At 73.4% G+C, this 13,696-nt stretch carries 14 protein-coding genes; 6 read left to right on the top strand and 8 right to left on the bottom strand.

All coding sequences use genetic code 11. The features are described 5' to 3' along the window. Nucleotides 1–13 precede the first annotated feature (13 nt). A complete protein-coding gene (locus ML5_RS13450) occupies nt 14–502 on the top strand; it encodes a helix-turn-helix domain-containing protein (RefSeq protein ID WP_013475050.1) in 489 nt (162 codons plus the stop codon). Here ML5_RS13450 and ML5_RS13455 read toward each other — a convergent pair. Further along, complete coding sequence (locus tag ML5_RS13455; protein WP_013475051.1) at nt 471–2,351, bottom strand: hypothetical protein; 1,881 nt, start codon at nt 2,349–2,351, stop codon at nt 471–473. The genes ML5_RS13450 and ML5_RS13455 overlap by 32 nt on opposite strands. A gap of 160 nt (nt 2,352–2,511) precedes the next feature. Here ML5_RS13455 and ML5_RS13460 point away from each other — a divergent pair, with 160 nt between their 5' ends. Together ML5_RS13460 and ML5_RS13465 are read left to right on the top strand one after the other, a co-directional pair. Continuing rightward, on the top strand, nt 2,512–2,931 hold the full coding sequence (locus tag ML5_RS13460) for a VOC family protein (protein ID WP_013475052.1): 420 nt from the start codon (nt 2,512–2,514) through the stop codon (nt 2,929–2,931). 64 nt (nt 2,932–2,995) lie between these two features. Then, nucleotides 2,996–3,607, top strand: coding sequence for a histidine phosphatase family protein (locus ML5_RS13465; RefSeq protein WP_013475053.1), 612 nt, complete (start codon nt 2,996–2,998; stop codon nt 3,605–3,607). 1 nt (nt 3,608) lies between these two features. Here ML5_RS13465 and ML5_RS13470 read toward each other — a convergent pair whose 3' ends face one another. Then, a complete protein-coding gene (locus ML5_RS13470; RefSeq protein WP_232236698.1) occupies nt 3,609–4,265 on the bottom strand; it encodes a type 1 glutamine amidotransferase domain-containing protein in 657 nt (218 codons plus the stop codon). Between the two features lie 75 nt (nt 4,266–4,340). Next, a complete protein-coding gene (locus ML5_RS13475) occupies nt 4,341–4,790 on the bottom strand; it encodes a hypothetical protein (protein ID WP_041784183.1) in 450 nt (149 codons plus the stop codon). A gap of 170 nt (nt 4,791–4,960) precedes the next feature. Between ML5_RS13475 and ML5_RS13480 the strand changes: the two genes are divergently transcribed. Together ML5_RS13480 and ML5_RS13485 are read left to right on the top strand one after the other, a co-directional pair. Next, nucleotides 4,961–7,360 carry a M4 family metallopeptidase gene (locus tag ML5_RS13480; protein WP_013475056.1) on the top strand — a complete coding sequence of 800 codons (2,400 nt, stop codon included), beginning with the start codon at nt 4,961–4,963 and terminating at the stop codon, nt 7,358–7,360. 76 nt (nt 7,361–7,436) lie between these two features. Next, nucleotides 7,437–8,201, top strand: a complete 765-nt coding sequence (locus ML5_RS13485) for an enoyl-CoA hydratase/isomerase family protein (RefSeq protein ID WP_013475057.1) — start codon at nt 7,437–7,439, stop codon at nt 8,199–8,201. Between the two features lie 48 nt (nt 8,202–8,249). Here the strand turns inward: ML5_RS13485 and ML5_RS13490 are convergent, their stop codons facing one another. Further along, complete coding sequence (locus tag ML5_RS13490; RefSeq protein ID WP_013475058.1) at nt 8,250–8,801, bottom strand: peroxiredoxin-like family protein; 552 nt, start codon at nt 8,799–8,801, stop codon at nt 8,250–8,252. A gap of 69 nt (nt 8,802–8,870) precedes the next feature. Between ML5_RS13490 and ML5_RS13495 the strand changes: the two genes are divergently transcribed. After that, on the top strand, nt 8,871–9,494 hold the full coding sequence (locus ML5_RS13495) for a TetR/AcrR family transcriptional regulator (protein ID WP_041784184.1): 624 nt from the start codon (nt 8,871–8,873) through the stop codon (nt 9,492–9,494). Nucleotides 9,495–9,569: 75 nt separating this feature from the next. Here the strand turns inward: ML5_RS13495 and ML5_RS13500 are convergent, their stop codons facing one another. The 4 genes from ML5_RS13500 to ML5_RS13515 all read right to left on the bottom strand — a co-directional run bounded on the left by ML5_RS13500 (nt 9,570) and on the right by ML5_RS13515 (nt 13,640). Further along, complete coding sequence (locus ML5_RS13500; RefSeq protein WP_013475060.1) at nt 9,570–10,010, bottom strand: HNH endonuclease; 441 nt, start codon at nt 10,008–10,010, stop codon at nt 9,570–9,572. A gap of 217 nt (nt 10,011–10,227) precedes the next feature. Beyond that, nucleotides 10,228–11,364: a hypothetical protein gene (locus ML5_RS13505; RefSeq protein WP_013288892.1), complete on the bottom strand. Its 1,137-nt coding sequence runs from the start codon at nt 11,362–11,364 to the stop codon at nt 10,228–10,230. Between the two features lie 46 nt (nt 11,365–11,410). Continuing rightward, nucleotides 11,411–12,964: an FAD-dependent oxidoreductase gene (locus ML5_RS13510; RefSeq protein ID WP_013475061.1), complete on the bottom strand. Its 1,554-nt coding sequence runs from the start codon at nt 12,962–12,964 to the stop codon at nt 11,411–11,413. Between the two features lie 196 nt (nt 12,965–13,160). Beyond that, nucleotides 13,161–13,640, bottom strand: a complete 480-nt coding sequence (locus ML5_RS13515) for an MSMEG_6728 family protein (RefSeq protein WP_013475062.1) — start codon at nt 13,638–13,640, stop codon at nt 13,161–13,163. Nucleotides 13,641–13,696: the final 56 nt, after the last annotated feature.

The following is a 13,696-nucleotide window of genomic DNA, read 5'->3' on the forward strand; positions in this document are numbered from 1 at the left end:
AGGCTGACCAGCGATGAGTCGCGCGGTCGAGGAGTCCAACCGGGCGATGCTGCGCGCCCGCGACGCGATGGACCGGGCGTACGCGCAGCCGCTCGACATCCCCGCCCTGGCCCGGATCGCGCACGTCTCGGAGGCGCACTTCATCCGCACCTTCCGGGCCACCTTCGGCGAGACGCCGCACCGCTACCTGCAACGCCGACGGGTGGAACGCGCCATGTACCTGCTGGCGTGCACCAGCGAACCGGTCACCGAGATCTGCCACCTGGTCGGCTTCGGCAGCCTGGGCACGTTCAGCCGGACGTTCCACGGCATCGTCGGTGAGTCGCCGTCGGCCTACCGGCGCCGCAAGGCCGCGCCGGCCGACGTCCCGAGCTGCTTCACCAAGGCCTGGATGCGCCCGAGCAGCACGGCAGGCAAGCCGGCCACCGCCGCCAAGCCGGCCACGGAGGGCAAGAAGCCAGCCGCCGCGGTCAGCGCCCCCGCACCTGCCGCCGCACCATGACCCAGAGCCGGTCACCGAGCCGGGTCCGCCGTAGCCAGCGCAGTCCGGCCAGCCGGCTCTCCGGTGGCGTACGCGGGCGCGGCGGCGCGGTGACCCGCTCGTAGGTGGCGCCGGTCGACGGCCCGGTGAAGTCGGGTTCCAGCCGTTCGGAGGCGACCGCCAGCGCGGTGAACTGGGCCAGCACCCGCGGATCGGGCCGGCCGCCCCGGGCGGCGGTACGCAGCTCCCGCTCCACGGCCGGACGCCGGATCAGCTCGGTGAGCGGCCCGTGGACGGTGTCCAGCAGGTCGGCCACGGCGGCGACGCCGTCGCCCTCCCAGATCCGGGTGGCGCGGGACGGTCCGGTGGCGGAGCTGACGAACGGCACGTCCGCCCACTCCGGTACGAGCCGGGCGATCAGCGCGGTGTGCGGAAGTCGCGCCCGCTTCTCGGCCGCGGTGAACGCGAAGCTGGCCGCGACGAAGCCGGGCGCCAGGAACGGGGTGACCATGCCCGTGGTGTACGCGGCTGTGCACCAGCGGCGCATCCGCTCGACCAGGTAGACGTAGTCGATCAGGTGCTCGTCGCGTAGGCCCAGCTCTCGGGCGTGGGCCGTCAGCGCGGTGACGCGGTCCCGTTCGGCGGCCAGCGCCTCGGGCGTCGTGGTCCCGCGCGGCACGGCCGCCAGCAGCTTGCTCATGGCCGCCTGCTCGGGCGTGGGCGCCGGGTCGGCGTCGGGGCGGGGATACCAGAAGCCGACCACCAGTTCGCCTGCCGCTCCGGTGAGGCTCGGCGGGCGTACCTGGTCCGGCAGCCGGGTCCGCGCCGCCGGGCGCGTCAGGTAGGTCGACGGGAACTGGTGGTCGTGCAGCGCGGCGAGCCGTCGCGCCCGGTCCCGGAGGCCGGTGCCGAGGACGGTTTCCGGCGGCGCTGCGGGTGTGAGGCGGTGCGGCAGCTCCAGGCCGCGCCGGTCCCGCAGGAGCCGCACCAGCTCGCGGGCCACGTCGCCCTCGGCGGGGGTGTCGTCGTTGGTGACCAGGTCCGGCGTACGGCCGGCGGCGACGAGCGTCGCGGCGATGAGCCGGGAGTCCTTGCCGCCGGAGAGACCGAGCGTGACCTCGCCGTCGTGCAGCCGGTGCAGGCCGGCGACGGATCGGGTCAACGCGTCAGCGGCCAGGTCCAGCCGCTCGTCGGTCGGCCGGTCCCGGTCGGCGAGGCCGCTGCGGACCACGTCGTCGGCGGCGTACCGGATCTCGGTGGTGAGCTGCCAGCCGCCGTCGGCGCGGCGGCGGCCGGTGACCCGCTCGCCCGGCTGGAGCAGCCGGATGCCGGCGAGCGGCGAGAGGTCGCCGCCGAAGTGGCCGGTGAGCAGGTACGACGTCCAGCCGGCCGGGTCGGGGCGGGCCTCGCCGTGCAGGAAGTCGGCGAGCAGACCGGGCCGGGTGCACCAGGCGGTGATCCCGTCGGCCGCGCCGGTGAACACCCGGGCCATGCCCAGCCAGTCCTGTTGCAGGGCGAGACGGTCGCGGTCGAGTGCGAGCAGCGCGAACGGCGGTACGACGTCCCGGTGCACGTCCTCGCCGGTGAGCAGGCGGTTGGCGAGCGTCACCGGGTCGTCGCCGTCGGCCCCTACCGGGATGCCCACGGAGACGGCGGTGACGGGGCCGTCGGTGGCGACGGGCGGCCACCGGTATCCGCCCGGATCGGCCGGGTGCAGCACCAGCACGCCCCAGTCGGTGCCGCCGAAGCGCCGGCGGTGCCAGCTTTCGGGTACGAGGTCGGCCACGGCCTTGTCGAACCGGGCCACGGCGGCATCGAGGCGCGGTTGTGGCAACGCCCCGGTCGCGGCCCAGGCCACCATCAGCTGCATCGAGTAACCCCCCGGCTTATGTCACGGGGACGTTAACAGCGGATGTCCGGGCGGTGTCCCCGCGCGGACAAACGACGCAACTCGGGCGAGGTGGCTCGACGGCGGGACTGCGCAGTTTCGGATAAGCAGCAGGTCGGGGCGCTGCTCTAGCGTCGTCGGCATGACGATGACTTCGACTTCCCGCTCCCAGATCTACGTGCTCGACCAGGACGAGGCGCTCGACTTCTACGTCGGCAAGCTCGGCCTGGAGGTCAGCACCGACCAGGACCTCGGTTTCATGCGCTGGCTCACCGTGAACGTGCCGGGTGACCCGGGCCGGGAGATCCTGCTGGAGAAGCCGGGTCCGCCGGCTCTGGACCCGAAGACGGCCGAGCAGGTCCGGGAACTGCTCACCAAGGGCGCCGCCGGCGGTTTCCTGTTCTTCACCACCGACGACGCGCACAAGACGTACGCGGACCTGGTCGCGAAGGGCGTGGAGGTGACCGACGAGCCGACCGACCGGCCGTACGGCATCGACTTCGGCATCCGTGACCCGTTCGGCAACCGCATCCGGATCGGGCAGATGCACCAGCGCCCGTGACCGGCGGGCCACCCGGGCGGCGCTCGGCGGGCTAGTCTCGCGGTCCCCGACCGTGGAGGTGCCGATGCCCAGCCGCCTGCTCTACCTGGTCCGTCACGGCGAGCAGGACCGGCCGGAGGAGGAGGCGGACACCGGACTGTCCGAGCGCGGCCGCCGACAGGCGACGCTGCTGGGCGAGCGGCTGCGCGGCACGCGCTTCGCCGCCGTACACCATGGGCCGGCCCGGCGGGCCGCGGAGACCGCCGCGCTGGTCGCGGCGTCGCTGCCGGGTGTTCCGGCACGCGAGGACGACCGCGCCGGCGACCACATGCCGCACGACACCGACCCGGCCGGCCTGCCGGAGTCGTACGCGGCGTTCCTGGCCGGTTTCTCCGAGCGGGAGCGGCGCGACGGACCGCGCGTGACCGCGGAGTCGGTGGCGCGGTTCGCCGCCGCTCCCGCGGAGGGTGACGTGCGCGAGCTGGTCGTCACCCACAACTTCCTGGTCGCGTGGCTGGTACTGCACGCGGTGGACGCGCCGGCGCGCCGGTGGATCGGGCTGAACCAGCAGAACTGCGGGTTGACCGTGATCCGCTACAGCTCGGGCGGCCCGCCGGCGCTCGTCGCGTTCAACGACGTCGCCCACCTGCCGCCCGAGCTGCGTGCCACCGGCCTGCCCGACGACTACCGGATCTGACTCAGGCGATCAGCTTCACCACGGCGTCGGCCACGGCGCGGGCGGACTGCGGGTTCTGGCCGGTCACCAGGCGCCCGTCGACCACCACGTGCTCGGTGAAATCAGGCGCCGGCACGTGCTGCGCGCCCGCTTCGCCGAGCTTGTCGGCGAGCAGGAACGGCACCTCGTCGGTGAGGCCGACGGCCGCCTCCTCGCTGTTGGTGAACCCGGCCACCCGCTTGCCGGCGACGAGCCGGGAGCCGTCGGTGAGGGTGAGGTTCACCAGCGCCGACGGGCCGTGGCAGACGGCGGCCACCACGCCGCCGCGCTCGTAGACCGAGCGGGCGATCCGGGCCAGGTCGGGGTCGTCGGGGAAGTCCCACATGGTGCCGTGACCACCGGCGAAGAGGATCACGTCGTACCCGTCCGGGTCGACGTCGGCGGCCTTCGGGGTGTCGGTGACGCCGGCGGTGGCGAGGAAGTCGTTCTGGGTGCTGTCGTTCTCGTCCCGCCCGTCGACGGGCGGCTCCCCGCCGGCCACGGAGACCAGGTCGACGTCGTACCCGGCGGCCCGGAACACCTCCCACGGCTCGGCGGCCTCGCCGACGTAGTAGCCGGTCGAGCGGCCGGTGCGGCCCAGCTCGGAGTGACTGGTCAGGGCGATGAGTGCGCGAGTCATGCCTTCCATGCTGGCGCGGCCGGCCCGCCCCGGCCATAGGCCGATGTCACAGCCGGAACGGGTTTGACGGGCCGGTCAGCCGGTGGCGCCGTTGAGCAGGTCCACCACCTGCGCGGTGACGGCCGGCGGCGTGGTCTCCGGCGGGCAGTCCACGTAGCCGACCTGGTTCGGCCCGATGGTGAGCCGGTAGGTGAACGCGTCGGCGCACATCGTCGGCGGCACGGTGACGGCGGCCTCGGCGGCGAGCCGGGGGTCGGCCGCGAGCTGCCGCAGCCGGGTGAGCTTCTCCGCGGCGAGCTGTCCCTCGCGGGAGGCGCCGCCGCGGTCGGTCCTCGTCCAGTGGCCGTCTGGTTCGACCCGGACGGTGTCGGACAGCCCGGCGATGCCGCCCGACTTCACGAGTACGACCTCGGTGGCCAGCGGCGAGGGTCCGTCCGTGAGGACGGGTGGGGCGTCGGTGCGGGCGCAGCCGGCGAGCGGGAGGAGAAGGGCGGCGACGGCCGCCGCGGCGGAGGCAGCTCTCATACCCGATCGGACGCGCGACGGGACCACCCGGTTCCGGCCCACCGGTCCTCCTCATCCGTTCGGTCAATGTCTCAGGCGGGATCTCGCCAGCCTCTTTCACGTTCTTCGATGTATCGCTATATCTACATCAGTGACTACCCCCGTCACAACTTCGCCTTCCAGGAGGGCCCGTGAAAAGATCCGTCGCCGCCGTCAGCGCAGCGCTGCTCACCAGCAGCGTGCTGGCCTGCGTCACCACCTCGGCGCAAGCGGCAGCGCCAACCGCCCCCAGCCCCGAGACCTCTGCCGCAGCCAAGGCCGCGAGCCTGCTGCGCGCCAACCCCGGCGTCGTCCAGGGCGCCGGCGGTGAGGCCTACCAGGCCGTCCGCACCAAGGTCGACCCCTCCGGGGCGGCGCACACCCGGTACAGCCGGACCTACCAGGGTCTCCGCGTGTACGGCGGTGACTTCGTCATCCACACCGCCCCGAACGGCACCCTGACCAGCGCGTCGGTCAGCCTGTCCGCCCCGCTGACCCTGAGCACCACCGCGAAGGTCGGCGCGGACGCGGCCAAGGCCAGCGCCCGCAAGACGTTCTCCGGGTCGCTCACCTCGGTCGGCGCGCCGGAACTGTTCGTCGACGCCAGCAGCGGCAAGGGCCGCCTCGCCTGGGAGACCGTCGCGACCGGCTGGAAGGCGGACAAGCAGACGCCGTCGAAGCTGCACGTCATCACCGACGCCACCACCGGCAAGGTGATCGGCTCGTACGACGAGATCGAGACGGTGGCCGGCACCGGCCAGGGCGTCTACAGCGGCTCGGTCACCATCGACACGACGCTCTCCGGCAGCACGTACCAGATGATCGACCCGGTGCGCGGCAACGGCCGCACCTGCGACATGAACAACGGGACCTCCACCTGCACCACGTTCACCGACGCGGACAACGCGTGGGGCAACGGCGCCACCTCGAACCGGCAGTCGGCCGCCGTGGACGCGCACTTCGGCGCCGCCAAGACGTTCGACTACTTCAAGAACGTGCACGGCCGCAACGGCATCTTCGGCAACGGCCAGGGCGTGCCGAGCCGGGTGCACTACGGCAACAACTACGTCAACGCGTTCTGGGACGGCTCCCAGATGACCTACGGCGACGGCTCGGGCAACTCCCGCCCGCTGGTCTCGCTGGACGTGGCCGGTCACGAGATGAGCCACGGCGTCACCGAGGCGCTGGCCGGGCTGGTCTACTCCGGTGAGTCCGGTGGCCTCAACGAGTCCACCAGCGACATCTTCGGCAACATGGTGGAGTTCTACGCCGCCGCGCCGAGCGACCCGGGCGACTACCAGGTCGGTGAGAAGATCAACATCAACGGCAACGGTACGCCGCTGCGCTACATGTACAACCCGTCGCTGGACGGCTCGTCCGACTCCTGCTGGTCCACCAGCACGAAGAACAAGGACGTGCACTACTCCTCCGGCGTCGGCAACCACTTCTTCTTCAACCTCGCCGAGGGCACCGGCGCCACCGCGTACGGCACCTCGCCGGTCTGCGGCTCGGCCCCGGCGGTGACCGGCATCGGCCGCGCCAAGGCGGAGAAGATCTGGTACCGGGCGCTCGACGTGTACTTCACCTCGAACACCTCGTACGTCAACACCAGCAACCCGGCCAACACCGCCCGCGCGTACACCCTGCGGGCCGCTACCGACCTGTACGGCAACTGCTCCACCGAGTACAAGACCGTCCAGGCGGCGTGGACCGCGGTGAACGTGGCCGGCAACGACGCTCCGTGCAGCTCGACCGGTAACGACTTCTCCGTCTCGCTCTCGCCGACCTCCGGGTCGGTGACCGCGGGTGGATCGGCCTCCGCCACCGTCGGCACGTCCACCACCAGCGGCACCGCGCAGACCGTGACGTTCTCCGCGTCCGGCCTGCCGACCGGCGCCACCGCGTCGTTCAGCCCCGCCTCGGTGACCTCGGGCGGCTCGTCCACGCTCACCATCGCCACCAGCTCCGGCACCCCGACCGGCACCTACTCGGTGACCGTCACCGGCAGCGCGGCGTCGGGCACCAAGACCGCCACGTACTCGCTGACGGTGACCGGCACGGGCGGCGGCTGCACCGGCGCCGGCCAGAAGCTCGGCAACCCCGGCTTCGAGTCCGGCAACACGGTCTGGGCCACCACCTCCGGCGTGATCGGCCAGTACGGCTCGCAGGGCCAGCCGACCCGCACCGGTACGTGGAACGCGTGGCTGAACGGCTACGGCAGCACCCGCACCGACACGCTGTCGCAGTCGGTGAGCCTGCCGAGCGGCTGCTCCGCGTACAACCTCTCGTTCTGGCTGCACATCGACTCGGCCGAGAGCACCACCAGCGTCCAGTACGACAAGCTGAACGTGCAGGTGCTCAACTCGTCCGGCTCGGTGCTGGCCACGCTGGCGACCTACTCGAACCTGAACAAGGCCAGCGGCTACAGCCAGAAGTCGTTCTCCCTGGCGGCGTACGCCGGGCAGACCGTCACGCTGAAGTTCACCGGCACCGAGGACGTCTCGCTGCAGACCTCGTTCGTGATCGACGACACCGCGATCAACGTCTCCTGACCTGACCGCCGCTCCCGGGGCCCGGCGGCCACCCCACGCGGGTGGTCGGCGGGCCCCGGCCGTTACGGTCGGACCCATGTCCGACGCGGAACTGACAGTCACCCTGGACGGCCCGGTGGCCACTGTCGTCATCCACAACCCGGCCCGGCGCAACGCCATGACCCCGGCCATGTGGCGGCAGCTCCCGGTGCTGCTAGACGGCCTGGAGGCGGACCCGGCGGTACGGGTGCTGGTCCTCACCGGCGCGGGCGGCACGTTCTGCGCCGGCGCCGATCTGGGCGACCTGGACGAGCTGCTGGCAGCCGGTGACGGCAGCATCGCGGTGGCCGCCGAGGAACGGCTCGCCGCGTTCGGCCGCCCCACAGTCGCCGCGATCGAGGGCGCCTGCGTGGGTGGCGGCTGTCAGCTCGCCGTCGCCTGCGACCTGCGCCTGGCCGCGGCGGACGCGCGGTTCGGCGTACCCCCGGCCCGGCTCGGCCTGGTCTACCCGGCACCGACCACGCGGCGGCTGGCCGCGCTGGTCGGCCCGTCGGCGGCCAAGCACCTGCTGTTCACCAGCGAGCTGGTCGACGCCCAGCGGGCGCTGCGGATCGGCCTGGTGGACGAGGTGCTGCCGGCCGGTGAGCTGGCCGGGCGGGTGGCGGCGCTGACCGCCACCGTCGCCGAGCGGTCCCGGCTCACAGTGACCGCCGCGAAGGAGATCGTCGACGGGCGCGCCGACGCCGACCGGCTCGCCTGGTGGCACGACCAGGTGCGGGACAGCGGCGAGGCCCGCGAGGGCGTGGCCGCGATCAACGAGCGCCGCCCGCCGCGCTTCGGCTGGACGCCGCCCGCCGTCTGACCGGCCGGCAGGCGTCAGCCGCGAACGGCCGGCCGGCACGGTCCGCCGTCACCGCGACGCGCGGTCCGCGCTGACGTGGGCCAACAGCTCGTCCACCGACCACTGGTCGGAGGCGTGTTCGCCGTGTTTCTCGGCGAGCACCCGCCCGTCGGGTGCGATCAGGAAGTCGGCCGGCAGCCCGAGCCGCCCGCCGTGCGGGGAGGTGGACGGCAGTCGCTCCCGGCCGCGCAGCACGTGCCAGGTGCCGGTCACCACTGCTCGCAGGATCGGCAGCCAGGCGCGCGGGTCGAGCAGCGACCGCCGCGCCGACTCCACGCCGAACTCCCGGTAGAGCCGCCGGTCCGGATCGGCCACCACGGCGAACGGCAGGTCGGCGATGTGCTCGCGCAGTTCGTCGGCAGGGGAGTGGAAGAGGACCACCTCGCGTACGCCCGCGGCCTCGATCTCGGCGTGCCGGCGGACGATCGAGCGCAGGTGGAGGTTGCAGACCGGGCAGCCGGCGAAGCGCCGGAACTGGAGGTGGATCAGGCGGTCCGGATCCGGCAGGTCGATCCCGGTGCCGGTCACGCTGGTCAGGTGGCGGGGGGTGACGACGTCCATGCGCGCTCCCGTTGTAGGCGTACGACGTACTCCTACAACCGTAGGCGTATCTTGTACGCTGTCAAGGTCATGCCCCGTCCCCGTTCCCTGACCCCGGCCCGGCTCGCCGACGCGGCGCTCGCGGTGCTCGACCGGGACGGCCTCGCCGGCCTCACCATGCGCGCAGTCGGCGCGCAGCTCGGCACCAGCACGATGGGCCTCTACCGCTACGTCGCCGACCGGGACGAACTGGAGGCGCTCGTCGTCGAGCGGGTCCTCGAACGGGTGGACACCCGTCCGCCGGGCGACGTGCCGTGGCCGGACGGCATCCGGGACCTGGCCGACCGGGTCCGCCGCGCGGTCGGCGTCCATCCGGCAGTGGTGCCGTTGCTCCCCGCGTACCGGCACCGCTCGCCGACGATCCTGCGCTGGGGCGAGGCGGTGCTCGCGGTGCTGACAGGGGCCGGCTTCACCGGCGTCGGACGGGTGATCGCGTTCCGCGCCCTGCTCGGCTACGTGGTCGGCGCGATCCAGATGGAACACCTCGGCGCGCTCGCCGGCCCCGGCACGGCAGTCATCGCGGCGCTGCCCCGCGACGAGTTCCCCCTGCTCGCCGCGACCGCGCGCGAGGCCGGCGCGGTCGCACCGGAGGACGAGTTCGGCGGTGGGCTGGACCTCCTGCTCGACGGGCTGGCCCGGCGTCTCGACAGCTAGGCGACTTGGTGGGACCGGCGGGCGCGGCGCCGGGGCTCACCCCCGGCACCGCCCCCTGTGCCCGCCGGCCGTCCGTCACCGCGCCAGTGCGGCCCAGCTCGGCGTCACCGGCTCCCGCCGCAGCGGCATGCCCGCCTCGGCCGGGGTCCGGTCGCCCTTGCGCTGGTTGCACGCGTAGCAGGCGGCGGTGGTGTTCCCCCAGGTGTTCCGGCCACCGCGCGAGCGGGGCAGGATGTGGTCGATCGTGCTCGCCGCGCCGTCGCAGTACGCGCACTTCCGCCGGTCGCGCGCCAGCACCCCGGCCCGGGACCAGGCCGGGCCGGCGCTGAACCGCCAGCGGGTCACCACGTACCGGACGAGGCGGACCACACGCGGCAGCGGGAAGACGCCGATGACCCGGTCGGGCTCGGCCTCGTGGATCTCGGCGACCCGGCGGCAGAGCATCCGGATCGCGTGCTTGACGGTGACCCGGTGCAGCGGGCCGAGGTCGGCGTTGACGACGAGGACGGCGTCCACCGGGTTCTCCCTTCACGATCGGCGGTACGGCGACGAAAAAGCCGCCCGGTCCACGGGGACCGGGCGGCGACGACGGGGACGCGCGAGGCGCGTCAGTCGTGCCCTCCGGGCCAGGGACCGTGTTCCCGGCAGCCGTCGCCGAGCAGCCACGACGTCATCGTGGTGGCGGGTCGTAGCGACATCGACGGCTCCCGGAGCGGTGGTTGACCTTGCGCGCTCACGGTAGATCGATCCGGGAATCGTGGGCAACGTATTTCGATCCGTCGTCGGCGGGCCGCCGCTGCCGTCCGGCCCGGCCGGCGCGCCTCGCGGCGGCGAGCGGCCGGTCGATGCGGGCGGTCATCTGCACCACCAGCTCGCTGTCCAGCAGCGGGCGGTTCACCTCGGCCGCCACCGACAGCGTGGGCGTGGAGATCGACCGCCAGATCGCTGTGAGCCCGGCGCCCAGACCGACGAGCGCCACCGCCGCCCGGGTGGTGGGGGAGCCGGCCGCCGCGGCGGCGCTGACCCCGACGACCGCCAGCAGCACCACCAGCAGGGGTGCCAGCACCGGCCAGAAGATCCCACGGGCGGCCTGCGCCACCAGCTTCCGGTCCCGGATGACGACGTTGCGGGCGATCACCGCCCAGTTCTCCTCGTCCAGCAGGTCGCGCGGGTGCAGGCCGCCGGTCAGTACGTCCTGCCACAGGTCGCCCTGGTTGCGCAGCTCGCGGGCCAGCTCGGCGAGCCCGGCCTCGCCCGGGTCGCCCACAGTGGCACGACCGACAGCCGTCGCCCAGGCGGCGAGCGAGCGGCGCACCACGGCGGCCGAGTACGGCGGCAGCACGCTCGCCAGCTCGTCCAGCCACCTGCTGATCTGGAGATGCCGGCCGCCGAAGCGTGCGGCGAGCTGGCCGGCGTCGCCGCGCCGCACGGTGTCGGCGAGCGAGCGCCCGAGCCGGTACGCCACACCCACCCGGTGGTTCGTCGCCATCGTCCAGCGCAGCACGTCGATGTTGAGGTCGTCGAGCGCGCGCAGCAGCGTTTCCCGGCCCGCCTCGGTGGCGCCCCGGGCGGCGGCGGTGGACGGCACCGTACGGCCCGCAGTGGTCAGCGGCGCGATCTGGGCCAGCGCGACGTCCACGCCGTCGAGGTACATGCCGAGCCGGTGCCGCCCGGCCAGCTCGGTCAGGTTCGACAGTTTCGGCGGCGCGGGCGCCGGCCGGTGCCCGTCCCCGGTCAGGTCGGCGGTCTGCGCGTGGTGGTAGGCGTCCGCCATGGACCAGCCGAGTCGCAGCGCGGTGACCACCGCGGTCCGTTCGTCCCGCGGTGTCCCGTGCTCCTCGTCGCGCCGATCCCGCGTCGCGGTGCTCACCGCCCGACCTCCCGTGTCGCCGGATCAGTCGAGCGTAGAGCCGATTTTATGTACTTATGACCGTTTTCGGCCCAGCCTTGCCGGCCAGCAGGCCGCGCGGCCGGATCGACCGGACCGGCTCGGCCGCCGCGCCCTCGGCACGGAGGATGTGGTTCGCGGCGATGATCCCGGTGGCCGCCGACCGTTCCATCAGCGCACTCGGGAAGTCGGTGCGGATGCCGTCCCCGGCCAGGTAGAGGCCCGGCGCGTCGGTCTCCACTCCCGGGCGCCAGGCGTGGCTGCCAGGCGTGAACGCGGGCGCCTGCGCCTCGACGCGGGCCCGCAGCTCGCGTACCCGAAGGTCGGCCACCTCCGGCCAGAGCGCGGTCAGCTCCCGCAGCATCCGGGCGGCCAGCTCGTCGGCCGGCACGTCCGGCTCGCAGGCGTACGCGTGCAGCTCCACCACCGAGCCGCCTGTGCGCTCGGCCCAGCGGCGGGGCTCGTCCTCCAGCCGGTGGTAGAGCGTCACCGAGTCCAGCGTGGGCTGCCGGGAGACGCCGCTGAACACCGCCCGGTCGGCCCGGACGTCCCCGTCCATCCAGTAGCGCGCCACCGCGTACGGCGGTCCGGGTCTGCCGAATGCGGGCATCCGCGCCACCAGCTCGGGTGCCGCCGCGGCCAGGCCGGGCGAGGCGTCGACGAGCGCGGCGAGCGCGGGCGGGTCCACCGCGAGCACCACGTGCGGCGCCTCCCAGACGTCGCCGTCCGCGCCGGTCACCCGCCACCCCGCCGGGGTACGGTCCAGCCGGGCCGCCGCCGCGCCGGTCAGCACCCGGCCGCCGTGCTTCTCCACGTGCCGGGTCAGCGGCTCCCAGATCGCCGTGCCGTAGTCCCGGTCCGGGCAGTCGAAGGCCAGCCCCTCCGGGTTGCCGAGCAGGTAGAAGTGGAACTGCGCGATCATCTCGGCGGCCGACATCTCCGCCTCGTGGTTGAAGAACGAGTGCGAGAAGACCTCGAACAGCATGGCCCGCGCCCGGTCCGGCAGCCGCAGCGAGGTGAGCAGATCGTCGGCGGTCCGCTCGTCGAACTCCTCGTAGGTGCGTACCGGGTCGTAGGTGAGCAGCGGCAGCGCCGCGTCCCGGTCCATCGTGCGCAGGTCCGCCAGGCGCAGGCTCGGGCTGCGCAGCAGCAGCGCCAGTAGGTTCGCCGGCGGCGCGGGCGGCAGCTTGCCGAACTCCTCCGTGGGCCACTGCTCGGACAGGATCGGGTAGCCCGGGATCGGCTTGAGGAAGCCCAGCGCCGGGTCGACGCGGCGCAGGATCGACCGCCAGTTCCAGTACTGCCGGAAGAACGCGTGGAAGCCGTGCTCGTTGCGCTGGACGCCGTCGGACAACTCCTCCGGCCAGGCGCCGAGCCGCCCGCCGAGGTGCGGCGCCGCCTCCAGCACCGTCACCGCCACCCCACGCTCCGCCAGCACCACCGCCGCCGACATGCCGGCGATGCCGCCGCCGACCACCAGCGCCGGGACCGGGCGCGGCACGCGGTCGGCGCCACCGCCGCCCGGGTCCACCACGTGCTCGCGTACGCCGATCAGTCGACCTACCACTTGCGACAGACCCACGGGGCATCCTCCAGTCGGCGGTCCCCCCAGTCTGCCCGAGGTGAAAGGAAGGGGCCCCTTTTAACGCATACGGATGTGCGGGGCCCCTTCTTAACGCCGCGTCGCCCCGTGCTGGGTGCGCCGCGCGGGTGTGTGGGGCGAGGTGTTAACAAGGGGCCCTTCCTCTACCGCAGGCGTTAATAAGGGGCCCTTCCTTTCACGGCAGGCAGCGGCGGGGGCGGTCCGACGGGGGCCAGACGTACTCCAGGTCGGGGGAGACGTCGGTGAACAACCGTGCATAGTGGGCGGGGTCCTTGCGCAGCAGCGACGACCGGTGGCTGCGGTGCAGGTCGTCGCGGCCCAGCCAGGGCGGCAGCTCACCGGCGGCGGCCAGCTCGTCCTGGGTCCGGATCACCGAGATGCCGCAGGCGGCGGCGAGGTCGGTGGCGAGCGTCCCGGCGCAGGTGTCGGCCCGGCCCGGCTCGCACCACACCGCGCACATGTCCAGCCCGTACCGGGTCAGCGCCTCCTCGTACCCGGCCCACATCTTCACCGCGGGGTGGTTGCGCCAGCCGTAGTCCGGCCGGGTCAGCCCGCGCAGCACCTGGATCGCCTCCACGCGCTGCTTGCCCAGCCGCTTCTGGTCCAGCGTGCGCGCGCTGGCCAGGAAGTCCGGATACGGCAGGAACGTCTGCATGGCGGTGCTCTACCCGTACCCGGCCGTGCCATGCGTTCATGATCGCCGGGGCTGCG

This window comes from Micromonospora sp. L5 (assembly GCF_000177655.2).
Taxonomy (GTDB): Bacteria; Actinomycetota; Actinomycetes; order Mycobacteriales; family Micromonosporaceae; genus Micromonospora; species Micromonospora aurantiaca.

Coding starts and splice junctions, on each gene's coding strand:
- ML5_RS13450 (WP_013475050.1), top strand. CDS start 14: ATGAGTCGCGCGGTCGAGGAGTCCAACCGGGCGATGCTGCGCGCCCGC.
- ML5_RS13455 (WP_013475051.1), bottom strand. CDS start 2,351: ATGCAGCTGATGGTGGCCTGGGCCGCGACCGGGGCGTTGCCACAACCG.
- ML5_RS13460 (WP_013475052.1), top strand. CDS start 2,512: ATGACGATGACTTCGACTTCCCGCTCCCAGATCTACGTGCTCGACCAG.
- ML5_RS13465 (WP_013475053.1), top strand. CDS start 2,996: ATGCCCAGCCGCCTGCTCTACCTGGTCCGTCACGGCGAGCAGGACCGG.
- ML5_RS13470 (WP_232236698.1), bottom strand. CDS start 4,265: ATGACTCGCGCACTCATCGCCCTGACCAGTCACTCCGAGCTGGGCCGC.
- ML5_RS13475 (WP_041784183.1), bottom strand. CDS start 4,790: ATGAGAGCTGCCTCCGCCGCGGCGGCCGTCGCCGCCCTTCTCCTCCCG.
- ML5_RS13485 (WP_013475057.1), top strand. CDS start 7,437: ATGTCCGACGCGGAACTGACAGTCACCCTGGACGGCCCGGTGGCCACT.
- ML5_RS13490 (WP_013475058.1), bottom strand. CDS start 8,801: ATGGACGTCGTCACCCCCCGCCACCTGACCAGCGTGACCGGCACCGGG.
- ML5_RS13495 (WP_041784184.1), top strand. CDS start 8,871: ATGCCCCGTCCCCGTTCCCTGACCCCGGCCCGGCTCGCCGACGCGGCG.
- ML5_RS13515 (WP_013475062.1), bottom strand. CDS start 13,640: ATGCAGACGTTCCTGCCGTATCCGGACTTCCTGGCCAGCGCGCGCACG.